This is a genomic window from Streptomyces sp. NPDC034085 (genome assembly GCF_055575555.1).
This window is the reverse complement of record NZ_JBVISL010000003.1, coordinates 260,145-278,314: the sequence shown is the minus strand read 5'-3', so window position 1 is coordinate 278,314 and position 18,170 is coordinate 260,145. Positions and strand designations below refer to the sequence as shown.

The window sequence follows — 18,170 nt, the reverse complement described above, 5'->3', positions numbered from 1 at the left end:
GCCGCAGCGGGTCGCGGGCGGGGCGGCCGCCGCACCGGGCACCCCGGCACGGCGGCCGCCCCGCCGCGCGCCCCGGCGGGCCCCTCGTACGCACGTCGCAGTGACGGCGGCGCGGACCGCGGCCGTGAAGCGTGACAGGACCCGGCCACGGTGACTACGGGCCCCGGCCGGGTCCTGTTCGCGCGGGCAGCCCCTCGTCGGGGCTCCCTCCGGCACCATCGCACGCCGGGGGCCGCCGCGCACCCGCTGCGCCCCTGCACGGGGCGGTCGGGTGACGGACCGGCAAGAACCCGGCGCCGGCAGGCGCGCCGCGTGCCCACCACCGACGATGAGGTGTACCCACCCGTCGAGCCGAGGAGCCTTTCGTGCTGGAGCGCACCCCGCACCACGACCGCGACCAGATCACCTTCGTCCTGCCCGGCACCGCGCCCGCCGGCCAGACCGGCGCCCCGCCCTCGGCCGGCAGCCACGGCGTCCGCTACCTGGCCGCCGGGGACTACTGGTTCAACGACCACGCCACCGCGGCCCTGGACGGTCCCTGGCCGGCGCCGCGGACCGACGACCGGGCGCGGTAGCCGCGAACGTGCAAGCGGCCATCCCTCCGCCGGGTGGGGGCCTGCGTGCCGCCGGAATGCGGGGGCATACAACCCTTACCTTCTGGAAGGAGCAGTAATGCTGGGTATAGCGGCCGCGGTCTTGTTCTTCATCGCCTTCTTGATCAACGCGGCGGAGATCTCCACGAACCACGTGTTCTCATCGGGCAACTTCATGATCATCGGTCTGATGCTGCTGGCCCTCCACGTCGCGGGAGTCGGCGGAGCCCGGTCCGGCCGCCTCCGGCGCCGCTGAGGGGGGCCGTCCGCCCGCGCCGCCCGCGGCGCGACCGGCCCGTTTTCCCTTTTGGGTGGGTTTAGCCGCGGCGGCCCGGGTGAGACGGCCCACGACGTCACGTGCCGTCACATGGCGGCGGTACGAAGCCGCTTACCGGAGGTGTACATGGGCATCGTCGCCTGGATCCTGATCGGCCTGCTGGCCGGAGCCATCGCCAAGGCGCTCACACCGGGGCGGGACCCCGGCGGGTGCCTGCTCACGATGGTGATCGGCATTGTCGGCGGCCTCCTCGGAGGCTGGCTCGGCAAGGTGATCTTCGGGGTCGACTCGATCAAGGGCTTCTTCCACCTGTCCACGTGGATCGCCGCGGTCGTCGGCTCGGTCATCGTCCTGCTGGTCTACCGGCTGGTTACCGGCCGCAGGAGCCGTTGAGCGGTGCGGCGGCCGGGGCGGCCGGCCGGTCACCGCTCCCAGGGGGCCGGTCCCGTCCCCGCCGACCATCCGAGCAGCGCCTCGCGGCCGAAGCAGACGATCGCGCACTGTTCGGCGTACTCCTCCGCGGGCTGCGTGAAGTCGCTGGTGGTGACCACGGCGGCCAGCTCGGCCTCGTGCACCGCGTAGCAGGTGCCGCCGAAGCGCTGCACGTCCTGCGAGCCGACCTTGTTCGTGGGGCCGTAGCGCTTGCACTGGATGACGAGGAGCCTGCCGTCGGGAGCGGTGGCCAGTACGTCGGCGCCGAGGTCTCCCGCGCCCCCGACCACGCGGACGTCCCGGCAGCCGTCCCGTTCGCACAGGCCGGCGACCGCCCGCTCGAACGCGTCGGCGTCCAGCGCGTCGTAGTCCGGCGGCGGGCAGTCCGCCGCCGCGCCCTCGAGCGTGACGCAGCCGGCTGCGTCCGGGGCCCGGGGCGGTGCGGGAGGGCGCATGGTGTCCGCCGCGGCGGCCTCCGCCGCGACCTGGAGGGCCCGCGCCGCGTGGCGGGCCGCCCGGCGGACCCGCAGACGCCGCCGGGCGGGCGCGGCGCACGCGCCGCCGGCTATGAGCAGGAGGGCGCTCACCGCACCCGCGGGGTGCTCCGACGCCGCCCCCGCCAGCACCCGCAGGGTGGCGCCCACCCCGCACACCGCGAGCGCGACCAGGGCGAACCACCATGCCGTGACGCGCGTGCTGAACCGGTGGTGGCGCCTGCCCGGCCGCGTCGGTTGGTCCGGAACCGTCATGTGCTGCTCCCCCCGCCTCGTCAAGATCGTTCGTGACGTGTGCCCCGACGGCCCCCGCCCAAGCGTGCGGCGGCCGCCCGAAAGACCGCCCCGTCACGCAAGACCGCACGGCAGCGCCGCCCGCAACAACCCTGCGCAGTTCCTCCCCGCCCCGGCGGCATGAAGCCGCCCCGACCGGACAGAGGCCGGGGGTGAAGATGCACCACGCCGTGGTCGTGGTCACGGGCGCTTCCAGCGGGATCGGCCGGGCCACCGCCCTGGAATGCGCGCGCCGCGGCGCGCGGGTCGTCCTGGCTGCCCGGAGCCTGCCCGTGCTGGAGCAGGTGGCCCGCGCCTGCGGGCGGGACGCGGACACGCTGGTGGTGCGTACCGACGTCACCGACGAGCGGGCGGTCGACGCGCTGGCGGCAGCCGCCGTACGCCGGTACGGCCGCATCGACGTCTGGGTCAACGCCGCCGCCGTGGGGATCCTGGGGCGGTTCGACCAGGTGCCGCCGGACGATCTGCGGCGCCTGCTGGAGGTCAACGTCCTCGGCGCCGTGCACGCCGCCCGCGCGGTCGTCCCCGTCATGCGACGGCAGGGCCGGGGCGTCGTCATCGACGTCGCCTCCCTGCTCGGCGCCCGCGTGCAGGCCCCGTACATGGGCGGCTACGCCATGTCCAAGGCGGCGCTCGTGACCTTCGACGAGGTGCTGCGCGAGGAGCTCGGGCTGCTGGGGGAGAAGCGGATCTCGGTGTGCACGGTGCTGCCCACCGGCGTGGACACGCCGTTCTTCCGGCACGCGGCGAACCACACCGGCCGCACGCAGCGGTCCCTGCCCCCCGTGGCCACTCCCGAACGCGTCGCCCGGGCCATCGTCCGCACGGCCCGCAGCCCCCGCCGCCGGGTGCTGGTGGGCCCCTACGCCCGCACCATGGCCGCCGGTCAGACGCTGGCCCCCGGGCTGGTGCGGTGGGGCGTGAGCCGGCGCACCGACCGCGCCTACTTCGGCCCCGCCCGCCCCGACGCCCCCGGCACCGGCATCCTCCACACCCCCTCGGGTGACAGCGCCGCGGTCCACGGCGGGCGCCGCGGCGGCCTGCGCACGGCCGGCCTCCGTGCCGCAGCCGCCACCGCCCTGCTGGTCACCGCGCGCGGGGCGCACGCGGCCCGGCGGCGCAGGGCGGCCCGCGCCCGGTGACCCCCACGCCCCGTGACCCCTGCACCTGGTGGCCGCCGGCCCCGGCGACGCCCGGCCGACGCTCCACCCGCCCGGCCGCGCTTGAGGCCCGCCGGCCCGGGTAGGCGCCGGTTCCCCGAACCCGGAACGTGATCGGAGGCCGTCATGGCAGTGCAGCACCGGCTGGTACGGTGCCGGCCCGCACGCGTGTGGGAGGTCCTCGGCGAAGGCAGCGGCTACGACCGCTGGGTGGTCGGCACCCACGACGCCCGCGAGGAGGGCGGCAGCTGGCCGCGAGAGGGCGCGGCGCTGCGGTACCGGCTCAAGCTCGGCCCGGTCAGCTACGACGGCCGGACCGTCGTACGGGTCCACCAGCCGCCCGACCGGCTGGAGCTCGAGGCGATCGCGGCCGGCGGCAGGGCGAGCGCACGGATCGCCTTCGACATCCGCCCCTGGGGCGAGGACACCCTCGTCATCCTGGACGAGCACCCGCTGCGCGGCAGGGGCTGGAACTTCCACCACGCGGCCATCGACGCCGTCGCCCAGGTACGCAACCGCCTCATGCTGTCCCGCCTGGCCCGCACCTGCGAGAACGGGGACGGGAGCGGTGGTGGATCCTGACGCGGTGGTCATCGGCGCCGGCCCCAACGGCCTCGTCGCCGCCAACCTCCTCGCCGACGCCGGCTGGCGGGTCCTCGTCCTGGAGGCCCAGCCCGCCCCGGGCGGCGCGGTGCGCAGCGACCGGGGCCTCGACCCGGACTACGTGCACGACCTTTTCAGCGCCTTCTACCCGCTCGCCGCCGCCTCGCCGGTGATCCGCCGGCTGGGCCTGGAGCAGCACGGGCTGAGCTGGAGCCGGGCGCCCGCCGTCGTCGCCCATCCCCGCCAGGACGGCCGCTGTGCCGTCCTGGCCGCCGACCCACAGGCCACGGCCGCCTCGCTCGACGCGTTCGCCCCCGGCGACGGCGCCGCCTGGGAGCGGCTGTACGCCCTGTGGGAGAAGATCGGCGCCGACGTCCTCGACTGCCTGTTCACCCCCTTCCCGCCCGCCCGCGCCGGTCTGCGCCTCGCCGCGCGCCTCGGCTACGGCCAGGGGCTGGGCGTGGCGCGCACCATGCTCCTGCCCGCGCGGCGCCTGGGCGAGGAGGAGTTCGCCGGCGACGGCGGACGCCTCCTCATCGCAGGCAACGCCCTGCACGCCGACCTGGCCCCCGAGTCGGCCCTCGGCGGCGGCTTCGGCTGGCTGATGTGCATGCTCGGCCAGCAGTACGGATTCCCCGTACCGCGGGGCGGCGCCGGGGCGCTCACCGACGCCCTCGTACGCCGCCTCACCGCACGCGGCGGCGTCCTGCGCTGCGGACAGCCGGTGGCCGAAGTCGTCGTGCGCGGCGGCCGCGCCGTCGGGGTGCGCACCGAGGACGGCACACCCGTACCGGCCCGCCGGGCCGTGCTGGCGGACGTCCCCGCGCCGCTGCTCTACGGCCGGCTCCTGCCCCTCGACCAGCTCCCGGAACGGGTCAGGGCGGGACTGCGCCGCTTCCAGTGGGACTTCTCCACCGTCAAGGTCGACTGGGCCCTGTCCCGGCCCATCCCCTGGCGGGCCGAAGGACCGCGTACCGCCGGGACCGTGCACCTGGCCGACAGCGTGGACGAGCTCACTCTCTTCGCGGCCCAGATCGCCACCCGCCACGTGCCCGCCACGCCCTTCGCCGTGCTCGGGCAGATGACCACCGCCGACCCGACCCGCTCACCCGCCGGTACGGAGTCGGCCTGGGCCTACACCCACGTCCCCCAGCACATCACCGGCGACGCCGGCCCCGACGGCATCACCGGCCGCTGGGACGAACGGGACCGGCAGGCCATCGCCGACCGGCTCGAAGCGCAGGTCGAACGCTACGCCCCGGGGTTCACCGCCACGATCCGGGCCCGCCGGGTCCTCACCCCGCCCGACCTCGAACGGCTCAACCCCGCACTCGTCGGCGGAGCCATCAACCAGGGCACGACCCAGATCCACCAGCAGCTCGTCTTCCGGCCCGTACCCGGCACCGGCCGCCCCGGCACCCCCATCCCGGGCCTCTACCTGGCCTCCGCCACCGCCCACCCCGGCGGCGGCGTCCACGGCGCGCCCGGCGCCAACGCGGCCCGCACCGCCCTGCGCGCGCAGCGCCTGCGGCTGCTGCGGAGGCCGCGCCGATAGCGGGGCGGCGGCACGGCGCGTGGGGCCGGACGGGGCCCGCTGCTCGGGGTAACTGTCTGCGCAAGGGGTGAGCCGGCTCGTCACGCCGGGTAGCGAACGGGGCGACGGATCCAGGACCCGATCCGCACTCGCCGACCGCAAGGAACAGCACCCATGAGCTCGCACCCTTCCCGTCTGCGCACCGCCCTCCGCGTCTGCGCCCCCGCCGTGGCCGCCCTCTCGCTCATGATGGCCTTCGCGGGCCCCGCGTCCGCGAGCCCGGCCCTCGTCGCGGTCAGCAACGGCCGGCTCACCTTCACGGCCCTGCCGGGCGAGACCAACACCGTCACCTTCGACACCTTCAGCGGGGGCACCCTGAAGGTCACCGACACGACGAGCAACCTCGTCGCGGGCCCGGGCTGCACCGGGAGCGGCCACACGGTGCTCTGCAACGGGATCGGCGTGACCCGGATCGTCGCCAACCTCGGCGACCAGAACGACACCGCACAGAACGACACCAGCCTCCCGAGCGACCTCGTCGGCGGGCAGGGCAACGACGTCCTCGTCGGCGGCTCCGGCCCGGACCGGCTCACCGACCCCGACGGCTGGACCGGCCCGACCCTGACCACCGTGACCATGGCCGGGCGCGGCGGCAACGACAGCATCATCAGCCGCAACGGCGGCTACGACCAGATCGACTGCGGCGCCGGATTCGACGTGCTGATCGCCGACCCGGCGCCCCGCGACGCCCTCACCACCCCCAACACCTGCGAGATCGTCCAGCGCTTCTAGCTCACTCGACCTGCGGGCTCACCCGACCTGCGGCCTCACTCGCCCTCCGGCGGCGCGTCCTCCCGCGCGCTGCGCAGGACCACCGTGCTGTGCGAGTCCAGCCGCAGCGCCGTGCCCGGCTTCAGTTCCCGCTCGTCCGGGGCGTCCGTGGTCGCCGTGTCGACCAGCAGCGTCCAGCGGGCGGCGAACCGGTCGCCGGGGAGGCGGAAGTTCACCGCGGTGTCCGAGCTGTTGAACATCAGCAGGAAGGAGTCGTCGGTGACCCGGTTGCCGTAGCGGTCAGGCTCGGTGATCGCCTCGCCGTTGAGGAACATGGTCAGCGCGCCGGCCTGCGGCCACGCCCAGTCCTCCTCCTCCATCGGCGAGGCGTCGGGACGCAGCCATTCGACGTCCGCGGGCAGCCGGCCCGCGGGCCCGGCGGCCCGCCCGGAGAAGAAGCGCCGGCGCCGCAGCACGGGGTGGCGCCGGCGCAGCCGGATGAGGGATGCGGTGAAGTCCAGGAAGGCGCGGCTGCGTTCACCGAGGTCCCAGTCGATCCAGGTGGTCGGGTTGTCCTGGCAGTACGCGTTGTTGTTGCCGCCCTGCGTACGGCCCAGCTCGTCCCCGTGGCTGATCATCGGGATGCCCTGGGAGAGGATCAGCGTGGTCATCAGGTTGCGCTGCTGCCTCTCCCGCAGGGCCAGGACGCCGGCGTCGTCCGTCTCGCCCTCCGCCCCGCAGTTCCAGGACCGGTTGTGGTCCTCGCCGTCCCGGCCGTCCTCGCCGTTCCCGTCGTTGTGCTTGTGGTCGTAACTGACCAGGTCGCGCAGGGTGAACCCGTCGTGGGCGGTGACGAAGTTGACGCTGGCGAGCGGGCGCCGCCGGTCGTGTTCGTACAGGTCGGCCGAGCCGGTGATGCGGGAGGCGAACTCGCCGAGCGTGCCGTCGGCGCCGCGCCAGTAGTCGCGTACGGCGTCCCGGTAGCGGCCGTTCCACTCCGACCACAGCGGGGGGAAGTTGCCGACCTGGTAGCCGCCCTCGCCGAGGTCCCAGGGTTCGGCGATGAGCTTCACCCGGCTGATCACCGGGTCCTGCTGGATGACGTCGAAGAAGGCGGAGAGCCGGTCGACCTCGTGGAACTGGCGGGCGAGGGTGGCGGCGAGGTCGAAGCGGAAGCCGTCGACGTGCATCTCCTGGACCCAGTAGCGCAGCGAGTCCATGATGAGCTGGAGCACGTTGGGGTGGCGCATCAGCAGGCTGTTGCCGGTGCCCGTCGTGTCGTAGTACCGGGAGCGGTCCTCGTCGGACAGCCGGTAGTAGGCGGCGTTGTCGATCCCCTTGAACGCCAGCACGGGCCCCTCGTGGTTGCCCTCGGCGGTGTGGTTGTAGACGACGTCGAGGATGACCTCGATGCCCGCCGCGTGCAGTGCCTTCACCATCTGCTTGAACTCGGTGACCTGCGCTCCGCGGCCACCGGTGGCCGCGTAGGCGTTGTGCGGGGCGAAGAAGCCGATGGTGTTGTAGCCCCAGTAGTTGGACAGGCCCTTCTCGGCCAGGTGGCCGTCCTGGACGAACTGGTGCACCGGCATCAGTTCCAGCGCGGTCACCCCGAGACCGGTGAGGTGGTCGAGGATCGCCGGGTGGGCGATGCCCGCGTAGGTGCCGCGCAGTTCCTCGGGCAGCGCGGGGTGGGTGCGCGTCAGGCCGCGCACGTGGCCCTCGTAGATGACGCTCTCGCCGTACGCGTGGCCCGGCGGCCTGTCGTCGCCCCAGTCGAAGCCGCGGTCGGTGACCACCGACAGCATGGTGTGGCCGGCGCTGTCCAGGGTGTTGGGCTCCGCGCCGTCCTTGAAGCGGTGGCCGTAGAGCGACTCGTGGTGGTCGAGCTGCCCGTCGATGGCGGTGGCGTACGGGTCCAGCAGGAGTTTCGCCGGATTGCAGCGGTGCCCGGCGGCCGGGTCGAAGGGACCGCTGACGCGATAGCCGTACCGCTGCCCGGGACCGACGTCCGGGAGGTAGATGTGCCACGCGGACCGGTCGATCTCGGTCATCGGAACACGGGTCTCGTGCCCGGCGTCGTCCAGCAGGACCAGGTCCACGCCGTCGGCGACCTCGGAGAACAGTGCGAAGTTGGTTCCGGAGCCGTCGTACGTCGCTCCCAGGGGATACGGTTTGCCCGTCCATGTGCGCATGTGGTCACGCTACTGTCGCCGGGGCCTCCCGGCCCGCTGCTCCCGGGTGTCGCCGCGCCGGACGGACCCGCTGACGCTCCGTCGGCGGCCGCGCGGGCGGCGGACCGCCACTGATCGTGCCGGACGCGCACGAGCGGGCCGCGGCGGGTTACACGCCGTCAATGAGACCTGAGCGTGGTGCGGCCGTGGGACCAGGCCGCCTTCCCGTACTGCTGTTGCTGCCGGTACAGGCGGCCATGATGGCCGGCATCGGGCTGATGATCACCGGTCCGCTGGCGCACCTGTGGCCGGTGGCGGCGGAAGGCGGCGTCAACCGCGGCCTGGCCGCGCACCGCGGAGGCCCCGCCACCCCGTTCTCGGAGTGGCTCTCCCTCCTGGCCGGCACCCAGAGCATCATCGCCCTCACCCTCCTCGCCGTCACCGCGATGCTGGCGTTCTCGCGCGGACGGTGGCTGCGGCAAGCGCTGTTCCTCGGCGGGGCCGTGGCCGCGCAGTCGGCGGTCTTCCTGCTGGTCACCATGGTGGTGGAGCGGTCGCGTCCGCACGTGCCGCACCTCGACGCCGCACCGCCGACGTCCAGCTTCCCCTCCGGGCACGTCGGGGCCTCCGTGGCCCTGTTCGGCGGCCTCGCCGTCCTCGTCGCGCTCCAGCCGCACGGCGCACGCCGGTGGCTGCGGCACGCCCTCGTCACCGCCCTGCTGATCGTTCCGGTCGCCGTGGCGTTCTCCCGGGTCTACCGCGGGATGCACTACCCCTCCGACGTGGTGGGCGGCCTGCTCAACGGCACCTGCACCCTGCTCGTCCTGGCGTACGCGCTGCTGCTGCCGGCGCGGCACCGGCCACCCGCGGACCCGGCTCCCGGTCCGATCCGCGCCGAGCGGCTCCCGGCCGCCCGCACCCCCCGCGCCGCGGACGGGACGCCCCGGCGTGCCGTGGTGGTGCGTCACCCGCACGGCTGCGGGCCGGAACTGGCCGACCGCGTGCGGGACGTCCTGCGCCGCCACGGCTACGCCGACCAGGAATGGGCGCCGACCTCCGCCGAGGACGCCGCCGGCGGCCTCCCGGGGCGGATCGCCGAGGAGGACACCGCGCTCGTCGTGGTCTGCGGCGGCGACGGCACCGTACGGGCCTGCGCCGACGTGCTGGCCGGCACCGGGATCCCGCTCGCGGTGGTCCCCTGCGGCACCGGCAACCTGCTGGCGCGCAACCTGCGGCTGCCCTCCGATCCGGCCGCCGCGCTGGAGGCGGCCCTGTCCGGGGAGACCGCGCGGATCGACGTGGGCCGGGTCACGGGAGACGGGCCGGCGGCCGCCCGGTTCACCGTCATGGCGGGAGCCGGCTTCGACGCCGCCATGGTCGCCGACGCCTCCGAGCGGGCGAAGGAGCGTCTCGGCTGGGCCGCGTACGTCCTGTCCGCGGTCCGCCACCTGGGGGACCCCCGGATGCGCCTGTCGATCCGGCTGGACGGCGGCCCCGTACGGGAGCGCCGCGCCCGCATGGTCGTCATCGGCAACGTCGGCACGCTCCAGGGCGGGCTGCCGCTGCTGCCCGACGCCCGGCCCGACAGCGGCCGCCTGGAGGTGGTGCTGCTCGATCCGCGCGGGGCCCGCGGCTGGCTCGCGGCCGCGGGACACCTCACGGCGCGCATGCTGCCCGGCCGTCAGGAGGCCGGCCCCGGCGGCGGGTACGGCAGGGTGGCCGGCGGCGCGCTGGAGTACTTCAGCGCCGTACGCGTCGACATCCGCTTCGCCCGGCCCCAGCCGCGCGAGCTCGACGGCGACGTCATCGGCCCCGGCACCCGGCTGAGCGCCGAGGTGGAACCGGGCGCGCTGCGGATCTGGCTGCCGCCCCGCGCACCGCACGAGCCGGGGCGTACGGCGGCGGCCGCGGGACGCACCGGGCGCACCGCGCACACCGTCGGCGGCTGAAGCGCCGCCGGACACACGACTTCGACAGGGGGTGACGGTCATGGGAACCGCGACGCGGGTACCGCAGCGCGAAGAGGTGGCGGCGGTCGAAGCCGAACTGGAGGTGGAGGGCGAGGAGCTCTCCGCCGAAGAGGCTCTGGCCGCGCTGAGGCGCTACGGCGGCTGGAGCCTCGTACGGGACTCCTTCATCCGGTTCCGCTACGCCGACGGCTTCAGCCACTCCAGGGCACTGGCCCTGCAGACGGTGCTGTCGATCGTCCCGATGGCCATCGCCGTCATCGGACTGTCCAGCGCGCTGCACACCGAGGACATCGGCCGGGTGGCGGAACTGACGATACGACGGCTGGCGAGCGGGCCGAGCCAGGAGGTGGTGGACGACGCGCTGGCGCAGAGCCGACACCACTCCGGTGACGGGAGCGAGCTCGCCCTCTGGCTCGGCCTGCTGTTCTCCGTCGTCAATGTGACCACCGCCCTGTGCCAGGTGGAGCGGGGCGCCAACCGCATCTACGGAACGGAACGCGACCGGCCGTTCCTGTACAAGTACACCCGCGGGCTGGTGATGTCGGTACTGGCCGGCCTGCCCCTCGGCCTCAGCTTCGCGGTCACCGTCCTCGGCGCCCACCTGAACCGCGCCGTGGCCGAGGTCTACCACCTCAGCCCCGGCACCATCCGCGCCTGGGACCTGCTGCGCTGGCCCGTCGGGGTGCTGCTGGCCCTGCTCGCCACCAGCGCCGTCTTCCGCCTCTCCCCCCGCCGCACCCAGCCCGGCTACACCTGGCTCGCCTTCGGTGCGACGGTGTACCTGGTGCTGTGGCTGCTGGCCACCTGGGGGCTGAGCCTGTACGTCGGGGCCAGCGGCTCCTTCGCCACCGTGTACGGACCCCTCAGCGCGTTCGTGTCGCTGCTGCTGTGGTCCTATCTGACCTCGATGGCCCTGTTCCTGGGGCTGGCCTTCGCCGCCCAGCTGGAGGCCGTACGGGCCGGGGTGAGGGAACCGGTCACCGAGGACCCCGGCGTCTGAACGCGCGGCGCGCCGGGACGGCACCCCCGGCGCGCCGCGGAGGAACCCCCGAAAGGAAACACCGCGACCATGGCACGACTGACCACCCGCCCGCGGCGACTGCTCGCCCGGCTCGTCTCCGGCCGCACGGGACCCGACGCGCGGTTCGGCGCACGGCTGCTGACGACGGTGGCCGCCACCGCCCTGGTGTCCGTGCCGTTCGCGCTCGCCCTGCTGCTGGTCGAGTCGCAGTGGCCGCCGCTGGCCCGGCTGGACCACCGGACGGCGGAGCGGCTGCACGCGGCCGCGCTGGAGCATCCCGCGTGGGTGCGGGTGCTCCGCTTCCTGACGGACGTGGCCTGGGACCCGGTGACGATGCGGCTGCTGGTGGCAGCGCTGGTGGTGTGGCTCCTGCTGCGCGGGGCGCTGCGGCTGGCGGTGTGGGCGGCCGTCACCGCGACGGCCGGGGGACTGCTCGGCCTGCTGGTGAAGCACGTGGTCGCACGGGCCCGCCCCCACCTGCCGGACCCGGTGGCCGAGGCGCCCGGCTTCTCTTTCCCCTCCGGCCACGCGATGACGGCCACCACGTCCTGCGCGGTGCTGCTGCTGGCGCTGCTGCCGCTGGTGCCCCGCCGCCTGCGCCCCCTCGCGTGGGTGCTGGCGGCGGTCACGGTGGTGGGCGTCGGCTACACCCGGGTGGCGCTCGGCGTGCACTGGGTGAGCGACGTGGCGGGGGGCTGGCTGCTCGGCCTGGCCGTGGTGACGGCGACGACCCTGGCCTTCGAGGCCTGGCGGGCCGACGTCGGGCGCCTGCGCACCACGCCCGCGCAGGGTCTGGAGCCGGAGATCCGCTCCGAGCACCCCGAGCCGCCGGTGGGTGTCCCGGACCGTCCCTGAACACCCGCCGGCGAGGCGGGGGTCAGCCCCCGTCGCTCGTGAGGGTCTCCTTGACCTTGGCGATGGCGAAGCCCCAGCCCTGGCTCACGGTCGGCTTGCCCGGTACGGCGATCTCCCGCGGGTTGGTCAGCACGTCGAGGAGGACCGGGCCGGGCGTGTCGAACGCCTGGCGCACGGCGTCGTCCAGCGCCGACGGCTCGGTGACGCGGATGCCGGTCAGGCCGAGGGCGGTCGCCACGGCGGCGAAGTCCGGGTTGTCGAGTTCCGTGCCGAACTCGGGCAGGCCCGCCTGCTCCTGCTCCAGCTTCACCATGCCCAGGCGCCGGTTGTCGAAGACGACGAGCTTGACCGGCAGCCGGTACGTCTTGATCGTCATCAGGTCGCCCAGCAGCATGCTCAGCCCGCCGTCGCCGCAGAACGCGACCACCTGGCGGTCGGGCGCCCACAGCTGGGCGCCGAGCGCCTGCGGCATCGCGTTCGCCATCGAGCCGAGGTTGAAGGACCCGAGCAGCCGCCGCGTCCCGCGCATGGTGACGAAGCGGGAGAGCCAGACGGTCGCCATGCCGGTGTCGGCGGTGAACACCGCGTCGTCGTCGGCGTGCCGCTCCACACACGCGGCCAGCGCCTCGGGGCGGATGTCGTGGTCCCGGTTGTCCACCAGTGCGCGCAGCTTGCCCGTCCAGCGGCGGTCGTGACGGGGGTCGGCGAGCTTGTACTGGGACTCCGTCCAGGAGTCGAAGCGGGAGCGGGAGTCGTCGAGGTGGGAGCGGTCGGACACCGCCTTCAGCTGCGGGAGCAGAGCACGCAGGGTGGCGCCGACGTCCCCGGCCAGACCCGCGTCCACCGGGACCCGCCGGCCGAGGTGTTCGCCGCGGGTGTCGATCTGGACGACCTTGCAGTCGGCGGGGTACCAGTCGGTGTAGGGGAAGTCGGTGCCCAGCATGAGCAGTGTGTCGCACTGGTCGAGGGCGTGGGAGGCGGCCGGGTTGCCGATCAGGCCGGTCTGGCCCACCTGATACGGGTTCTCGTGCTCGAAGCCCTCCTTGGCCTTCAGGGTGAGCACCATGGGCGCGCTCAGCAGTTCGGCCAGGCGCAGCACCTCCTCACGGGCCTCCCGGGCGCCCTGGCCGACCAGCAGGGTGGTCTTGGACCCGGCGTTGACGAGCTGCGCGGCTTCGGCGAGGGCGGGATCGTCGGGCCGGGTCACCGGCCGGTCCAGGGCGAAGCGCGCGGGGCGGTCGTCCTCGATCTCCTGGTCGCCGAGGTCGCCGGGGACGGTGAGGACGGCCACGCCGCCCTGGCTGATCGCCGCGCGGACCGCGGATTCCAGCATCCGCGGCATCTGCTGGGGGGAGGTGACGGTCGCCCGGTAGACGGCGACGTCACGGAAGAGCTGCTCGTTGTCGACTTCCTGGAAGTAGTCGGTGCCCATCTCCGCGAGCGGGACCTGGCCGCAGATGGCGAGGACGGGGGCGTGGCTCTTGGCGGCGTCGTAGAGCCCGTTGAGGAGATGGACGGAGCCGGGGCCGACGGTGCCCATGCAGACGCCGAGCCGGCCCGAGAGCTGGGCCTGCGCGCCGGCCGCGAACGCCGCCGCCTCTTCGTGGCGGCAGCCGACCCAGTCCACGCCGTCGGTGGTGCGGATGGCGTCCGTGAGGGGGTTGAGGGCGTCGCCGACGACGCCGAAGACGTGGTGGACGTCGAGTTCCCTGAGTGCGTCGACGATCGCTCGGGCAACGGTGCGTGTCATGAGCCTGTCCAGTCCTGTCGGTCGTGGGATGGGTGGTCGTACGGGGGTCTTCGCGCGGGTCGGCGGTGGAGCGGGTCGGCGGCCGAACGAGCCGGGCGCGGGTGCGTCAGGGGGCGAACCGGCCGGGGTCGGCGGCAGCCCAGTCCTCGGCCCAGGAGCGGGGCGCCTCGTCGAGGAGCTGCCCCGGGGCCAGCCACTCGTAGAGTTGCGCACCGGAGCGGACGGTGTGGGGATCGACGCGGTGCAGCAGCAGACCGGGGTGCAGCTCCCGCGGATGGTCGACGCCCATCGCCGCCATGATCTGCAGGGCGCTCTCGACCGTGGCCCGCTGGTAGCGGTGCACGCGCCCCGACTTGTCGTCCACGTCGAGGGCCGCCGCGCGGCGGGGGTCCTGGGTGGCGACGCCCACGGGGCAGGTGTTGGTGTGGCACCGCTGCGCCTGGATGCATCCGAGGGCGAACATCATGGCCCGGGCGGCATTGGCGTAGTCGGCGCCCTGCGCGAGGCGTTTGACCAGGTCGCCCCCGGTGGCGACCTTGCCGCTGGCGCCGATCCTGATCCGCTCGCGCAGGCCCGTGCCGACGAGGGCGTTGTGGACGGTGATCAGGCCGTCCGTGAGCGGCAGCCCGACGTGGTCGGCGAATTCCATGGGCGCGGCACCGGTGCCGCCCTCGGCGCCGTCGACGATGATGAAGTCCGGGGCGGTGCCCTCGTCCAGCATGGCCTTGCACACGGCGAGGAACTCCCGGCGCGAGCCCACGCAGAGTTTGAAGCCGACCGGCTTGCCGTCCGCCAGCTCACGCATGCGGGCGAGGAAGCGGACCAGCCCCCGGGGCGTGGAGAACGCCGTGTGGTAGGGCGGCGAGACGACGGTGACCCCCTCGGGCACCCCGCGCACCGAAGCGATCTCGGCGTTGACCTTCGCCCCGGGGAGCACCCCGCCGATGCCCGGCTTGGCGCCCTGGCTCAGCTTCAGCGAAAGGCACTTCACCTGGTCATGGGCGGCCTTCTCGGCGAACTGCCGCTCGTCGAAGCGGCCGTCCCCGGTGCGGCAGCCGAAGTAGCCGGTGCCGATCTCCCAGACCAGGTCGCCGCCCGGACGCAGGTGGTACTCGGACAGGCCGCCCTCGCCCGTGTCGTGGGCGAAGCCGCCCTCCCGGGCACCGGTGTTGAGCGCCGTGACGGCCTGCGCCGACAGGGAGCCGAAGCTCATGGCCGAGACGTTGAGCAGGGCCATGTCGTAGGGGCGGGTGCAGTCGGGGCCGCCGACCCTGATCCGCGGGGGGTCCTCGGGGACCGGCCGTGGGGCCATGGAGGGCATGAGGTACTCGCTGCCCGGCTCGTAGAGGTCACGCTCCGTGCCGAACGGCTCCTCGGCTTCGGTTCCCTTGGCGCGCTCGTAGACGATGCTGCGGGTGTCGCGGTCGAAGGGGCGGCCGTCGAAGTTGCGTTCGATGAAGTACTGCTGGAGTTCCGGTCGCACGGCTTCCATCGCGAACCGGAAATGGCCGAGGAGCGGGTAGTTGCGCAGAACGGAGTGCCTGCGCTGGCACACGTCCCACACCCCCACCGCCACGAGGACGGCCATCGGCACGGCCAGGAACCACCACCAGGCGGAGAGCGTCACCGCGGCCGCGGCGGCGCCGCACGCCAGGACGCCCGGCAGCGCGAACGTCATCACCTTGAGCTTCGTCATCACCCCCCGCTCATGCCCGCACGGCATCCGCGCATTCGGCGGTGATCACCGGGGCCCAGGGGTCAGGTGCGGGTGGCCGCCTCCCGGTCGGGGTAGAGGGGCAGGACTTGGTCGAGGCCGACGATGCGCAGGATGCGCAGGGTGTGGGCGGGCAGCGCGGCCAGCGCGATGTCCGCCCGGGCGGCGTGGGCGTGGCTGCGGGCGGCGAGCAGGGCGGTCAGGCCGCTGGAGTCGCAGAACTCCATGCGGCCCAGGTCGAGGACGAGGCGCTGGCCCGGCTGGAGGACGAGCGTGGTGAGCCGTTCGCGCAGCAGGGGGGCACTGGCGTAGTCGAGGTCGCCGATGATCTCCAGAACGGGACCGGTCGCGGCGTCTGCGGCGGTGATGGTCAGCGAGCGCATGCGGGGTCTCCCGTCGTGGGGCGGGCGGCGGGGACGCCGAGCGCGAGCACGGCGGTGTCGTCGTCGAGGCCGTCACCGAAACCGGCCAGCAGGCCGGTCACGGCCTGGACCACGGCGGGGGCGGGCTTGCCGGCCTGGCCGGCGGCGAAGGCGAGCAGGGCCTCCTGGCCGTACAGGCTGGTGCGGGTCTCGCCGGTACGCGCCTCGGTCAGGCCGTCGGTGTAGAGCAGGAGGGTGTCGCCGGGGCCGAGGACGGTGGTGGCGGTCGTGAAGGGCGCGTCGGGCAGGATGCCGACGAGGAGGCCGCCGGGGGTGGGCAGGTACTCCGCCGTGCCGTCGGCGCGCAGGACGAGCGCCGGGGGGTGGCCGCCCGAGGCGAGGTGGACGGTGACCTCTCCGGTCTCGCCGTCGCGTCGCAGGGTGCCGTAGACGGCCGTGCAGTAGCGCGGGTCCCCGCCGGCGGCGTACCGCTCGTGGAGCACCTTGTTCAGGGTGGTCAGGGCGGAGACGGGTTCGGGGTCGTGCAGGGCCGCGGCGCGCAGGGTGTAGCGGGTCAGCGAGGTGACTGCGGCGGCCTCGGGCCCCTTGCCGCACACGTCGCCGAGGAAGAAGCCGAAGCGCTTCCCGTCGACGGGGAAGACGTCGTAGAAGTCGCCGCCGAGCTGGTCGGGGGAGGCGGTGTGGTAATAGGCGGCCGTCTCCACTCCCTCGACCGGCGGTAGGGTCGTGGGCAGCAGCGACTGCTGGAGCGTGGCGAGGACGGCCTGGAGCCGGGCGCGGTCGGCCTCCGCCCGCTTCTGCGCCTCCTCGGCGACCTTGCGCCGCCGCAGGAGCTCCTCCTCGTAGGCGCGCCGCTCCCGGGCGTCGAAGACGGTGGTGCGGATCAGCAGGGGCTCGCCGGTGGTGCCGCGCCTGATCACCGAGGAGACCAGCACCGGTATCCGGCCGCCGCCGTGCCGTTTGATCTCCAGCGCGATCCCGCTGATCTCGCCCTGCATGCGCAGCAGCGGCGCGAAATGCGTCTCGTGGTAGAGCTTGCCGCCCACGGTCAGCAGGTCGGTGAAGCGCATCCGGCCGACCACCGCCTCGCGCTCCAGGGCGAGCCAGTCCAGCAGCGTGCCGTTGATCTTGGCGATGGTGCCGTCCATCAGCGTCGAGAGGTATCCGCACGGCGCGTTCTCGTACAGGTCCTCGGCGCTGTCTTCCAGCAGTGCCGCGAACGCCGCGTCCGGGGCCGTCCGGTCGTCGCCTTCCTGCGGCTCGGGCTGCTGCCCGAGGCGGCACATCATCGCAGGCCGGCCAGGAACTCCAGGAGCGCCTCGTTGGTGGCCTCGGGTGCGGACAGGTGCGGGCAGTGCCCGGTCGCCTCCAGCGTCACGAGCGTCGAGCCCGGCACCGCCCGGTGGACGAAGGCGCCGACCTCCCGGGGCGCGATCACGTCCTGGGTGCACTCCAGCACCAGCGTCGGCACGCTCACGCGCTTCAGGTCGTCTCGGGAATCCGAGAGGAACGTCGTCCGGGCGAAGACGCGCGCCATGTCGGGATCGGTGGCGCAGAAGCTGTTCTTCAGCTCCTCACCGAGCTCGGGCCGGTCCTCGTTCCCCATGATCAGCGGAGCCATCGCCGCCGACCAGCCCAGGTAGTTCGACTCCAGGGAGACCAGCAGCTCGTCGATGTCCTCGGCGCTGAAGCCGCCCCGGTAGCCCTCGTCGTCGATGTACCGCGGCGACGGCGCGACCATCACCAGCGCCCCGATGCGCTCCGCGGCCATGCCGGCGGCCAGCACCCCCACCATGGCGCTGACCGAATGCCCCACGAAGACCGCGTCACGAAGGTCGAGGGCCTCGCACACGTCCACCACGTCCCGGGCGTAGCCGTCCAGGGAGGAGTAGCGGTCCTCGGAGAACGCGGACCCGTCCGCGCGGCCCGAGCCGACGTAGTCGAACAGCACGACCCGGTAGTCCTGGACCAGCGCGGGCACCGTCAGCCGCCACATGTTCTGATCACAGCCGAAGCCGTGCGCCAGCACCACCGCCGGTCCCTTCGGGTTGCCGACGACGGTGATGTTGTTCCTGCGGGCGATGTCCATACCCACCAGTCTCTCAAGCCCCGGGCACCACGGCGGCACCCCACCCCGGGGGCGCCGGC

The 18,170-nt window shown here is 74.0% G+C and carries 17 protein-coding genes; 10 read left to right on the top strand and 7 right to left on the bottom strand.

Features of this window, described 5'->3' with window-relative positions:
- The first annotated feature begins 365 nt into the window (after positions 1–365).
- The 3 genes from ACZ501_RS11590 to ACZ501_RS11580 all read left to right on the top strand — a co-directional run bounded on the left by ACZ501_RS11590 (position 366) and on the right by ACZ501_RS11580 (position 1,263).
- Positions 366–575 (top strand): hypothetical protein, encoded by a 210-nt coding sequence (locus ACZ501_RS11590; protein ID WP_468794371.1) that lies wholly within the window; start codon positions 366–368, stop codon positions 573–575.
- A gap of 97 nt (positions 576–672) precedes the next feature.
- Positions 673–849: a hypothetical protein gene (locus ACZ501_RS11585; RefSeq protein WP_361611782.1), complete on the top strand. Its 177-nt coding sequence runs from the start codon at positions 673–675 to the stop codon at positions 847–849.
- Between the two features lie 147 nt (positions 850–996).
- Positions 997–1,263: a GlsB/YeaQ/YmgE family stress response membrane protein gene (locus ACZ501_RS11580; RefSeq protein WP_468794369.1), complete on the top strand. Its 267-nt coding sequence runs from the start codon at positions 997–999 to the stop codon at positions 1,261–1,263.
- Positions 1,264–1,292: 29 nt separating this feature from the next.
- Here ACZ501_RS11580 and ACZ501_RS11575 read toward each other — a convergent pair whose 3' ends face one another.
- The gene (locus ACZ501_RS11575) at positions 1,293–2,051 is read right to left on the bottom strand and encodes a restriction endonuclease (protein ID WP_468794367.1); all 759 of its coding nucleotides are present in this window, start codon (positions 2,049–2,051) and stop codon (positions 1,293–1,295) included.
- Between the two features lie 197 nt (positions 2,052–2,248).
- On the opposite strand from ACZ501_RS11575, the gene ACZ501_RS11570 reads away from it, so the two are divergent.
- The 4 genes from ACZ501_RS11570 to ACZ501_RS11555 all read left to right on the top strand — a co-directional run bounded on the left by ACZ501_RS11570 (position 2,249) and on the right by ACZ501_RS11555 (position 6,179).
- Positions 2,249–3,232, top strand: coding sequence for an SDR family NAD(P)-dependent oxidoreductase (locus ACZ501_RS11570; RefSeq protein ID WP_468795478.1), 984 nt, complete (start codon positions 2,249–2,251; stop codon positions 3,230–3,232).
- Between the two features lie 144 nt (positions 3,233–3,376).
- A complete protein-coding gene (locus ACZ501_RS11565; protein ID WP_468794365.1) occupies positions 3,377–3,832 on the top strand; it encodes an SRPBCC family protein in 456 nt (151 codons plus the stop codon).
- Positions 3,819–5,408: a phytoene desaturase family protein gene (locus tag ACZ501_RS11560; protein ID WP_468794363.1), complete on the top strand. Its 1,590-nt coding sequence runs from the start codon at positions 3,819–3,821 to the stop codon at positions 5,406–5,408. Before ACZ501_RS11565 ends, ACZ501_RS11560 begins: the two co-directional genes overlap by 14 nt.
- 153 nt (positions 5,409–5,561) lie before the next feature.
- Positions 5,562–6,179: a hypothetical protein gene (locus ACZ501_RS11555; RefSeq protein WP_468794361.1), complete on the top strand. Its 618-nt coding sequence runs from the start codon at positions 5,562–5,564 to the stop codon at positions 6,177–6,179.
- Positions 6,180–6,214: 35 nt separating this feature from the next.
- Here ACZ501_RS11555 and glgX read toward each other — a convergent pair whose 3' ends face one another.
- A complete protein-coding gene (gene glgX, locus ACZ501_RS11550; protein WP_361607731.1) occupies positions 6,215–8,350 on the bottom strand; it encodes a glycogen debranching protein GlgX in 2,136 nt (711 codons plus the stop codon).
- 161 nt (positions 8,351–8,511) lie between these two features.
- On the opposite strand from glgX, the gene ACZ501_RS11545 reads away from it, so the two are divergent.
- From ACZ501_RS11545 to ACZ501_RS11535, 3 genes are all read left to right on the top strand, one after another.
- A complete protein-coding gene (locus ACZ501_RS11545; protein WP_468794359.1) occupies positions 8,512–10,278 on the top strand; it encodes a bifunctional phosphatase PAP2/diacylglycerol kinase family protein in 1,767 nt (588 codons plus the stop codon).
- A 40-nt stretch (positions 10,279–10,318) separates the two neighbouring features.
- Complete coding sequence (locus ACZ501_RS11540; RefSeq protein WP_361607725.1) at positions 10,319–11,299, top strand: YihY/virulence factor BrkB family protein; 981 nt, start codon at positions 10,319–10,321, stop codon at positions 11,297–11,299.
- 69 nt (positions 11,300–11,368) lie between these two features.
- A complete protein-coding gene (locus ACZ501_RS11535; RefSeq protein WP_362455231.1) occupies positions 11,369–12,175 on the top strand; it encodes a phosphatase PAP2 family protein in 807 nt (268 codons plus the stop codon).
- Between the two features lie 22 nt (positions 12,176–12,197).
- On the opposite strand, the gene ACZ501_RS11530 is transcribed toward ACZ501_RS11535, so the two are convergent.
- The 5 genes from ACZ501_RS11530 to ACZ501_RS11510 form a co-directional block, all read right to left on the bottom strand.
- Positions 12,198–13,925, bottom strand: coding sequence for a thiamine pyrophosphate-dependent enzyme (locus ACZ501_RS11530; RefSeq protein WP_361607719.1), 1,728 nt, complete (start codon positions 13,923–13,925; stop codon positions 12,198–12,200).
- Positions 13,926–14,031: 106 nt separating this feature from the next.
- Positions 14,032–15,603: an FMN-binding glutamate synthase family protein gene (locus ACZ501_RS11525; RefSeq protein ID WP_468795475.1), complete on the bottom strand. Its 1,572-nt coding sequence runs from the start codon at positions 15,601–15,603 to the stop codon at positions 14,032–14,034.
- Positions 15,604–15,683: 80 nt separating this feature from the next.
- Positions 15,684–16,022 carry an STAS domain-containing protein gene (locus tag ACZ501_RS11520; RefSeq protein ID WP_362455228.1) on the bottom strand — a complete coding sequence of 113 codons (339 nt, stop codon included), beginning with the start codon at positions 16,020–16,022 and terminating at the stop codon, positions 15,684–15,686.
- Positions 16,010–17,308: a PP2C family protein-serine/threonine phosphatase gene (locus ACZ501_RS11515; protein ID WP_361607710.1), complete on the bottom strand. Its 1,299-nt coding sequence runs from the start codon at positions 17,306–17,308 to the stop codon at positions 16,010–16,012. The genes ACZ501_RS11520 and ACZ501_RS11515 overlap by 13 nt, the downstream gene beginning before the upstream one ends.
- Complete coding sequence (locus ACZ501_RS11510; RefSeq protein WP_362455226.1) at positions 17,308–18,111, bottom strand: alpha/beta fold hydrolase; 804 nt, start codon at positions 18,109–18,111, stop codon at positions 17,308–17,310. The genes ACZ501_RS11515 and ACZ501_RS11510 overlap by 1 nt, the downstream gene beginning before the upstream one ends.
- Positions 18,112–18,170 lie beyond the last annotated feature (59 nt).

Coding starts and splice junctions, on each gene's coding strand:
- ACZ501_RS11555 (WP_468794361.1), top strand. CDS start 5,562: ATGAGCTCGCACCCTTCCCGTCTGCGCACCGCCCTCCGCGTCTGCGCC.
- ACZ501_RS11565 (WP_468794365.1), top strand. CDS start 3,377: ATGGCAGTGCAGCACCGGCTGGTACGGTGCCGGCCCGCACGCGTGTGG.
- ACZ501_RS11585 (WP_361611782.1), top strand. CDS start 673: ATGCTGGGTATAGCGGCCGCGGTCTTGTTCTTCATCGCCTTCTTGATC.
- ACZ501_RS11530 (WP_361607719.1), bottom strand. CDS start 13,925: ATGACACGCACCGTTGCCCGAGCGATCGTCGACGCACTCAGGGAACTC.
- ACZ501_RS11545 (WP_468794359.1), top strand. CDS start 8,512: ATGAGACCTGAGCGTGGTGCGGCCGTGGGACCAGGCCGCCTTCCCGTA.
- ACZ501_RS11580 (WP_468794369.1), top strand. CDS start 997: ATGGGCATCGTCGCCTGGATCCTGATCGGCCTGCTGGCCGGAGCCATC.
- ACZ501_RS11535 (WP_362455231.1), top strand. CDS start 11,369: ATGGCACGACTGACCACCCGCCCGCGGCGACTGCTCGCCCGGCTCGTC.
- ACZ501_RS11515 (WP_361607710.1), bottom strand. CDS start 17,308: ATGTGCCGCCTCGGGCAGCAGCCCGAGCCGCAGGAAGGCGACGACCGG.
- ACZ501_RS11575 (WP_468794367.1), bottom strand. CDS start 2,051: ATGACGGTTCCGGACCAACCGACGCGGCCGGGCAGGCGCCACCACCGG.
- ACZ501_RS11540 (WP_361607725.1), top strand. CDS start 10,319: ATGGGAACCGCGACGCGGGTACCGCAGCGCGAAGAGGTGGCGGCGGTC.
- ACZ501_RS11520 (WP_362455228.1), bottom strand. CDS start 16,022: ATGCGCTCGCTGACCATCACCGCCGCAGACGCCGCGACCGGTCCCGTT.
- ACZ501_RS11525 (WP_468795475.1), bottom strand. CDS start 15,603: ATGACGTTCGCGCTGCCGGGCGTCCTGGCGTGCGGCGCCGCCGCGGCC.
- glgX (WP_361607731.1), bottom strand. CDS start 8,350: ATGCGCACATGGACGGGCAAACCGTATCCCCTGGGAGCGACGTACGAC.
- ACZ501_RS11510 (WP_362455226.1), bottom strand. CDS start 18,111: ATGGACATCGCCCGCAGGAACAACATCACCGTCGTCGGCAACCCGAAG.
- ACZ501_RS11570 (WP_468795478.1), top strand. CDS start 2,249: ATGCACCACGCCGTGGTCGTGGTCACGGGCGCTTCCAGCGGGATCGGC.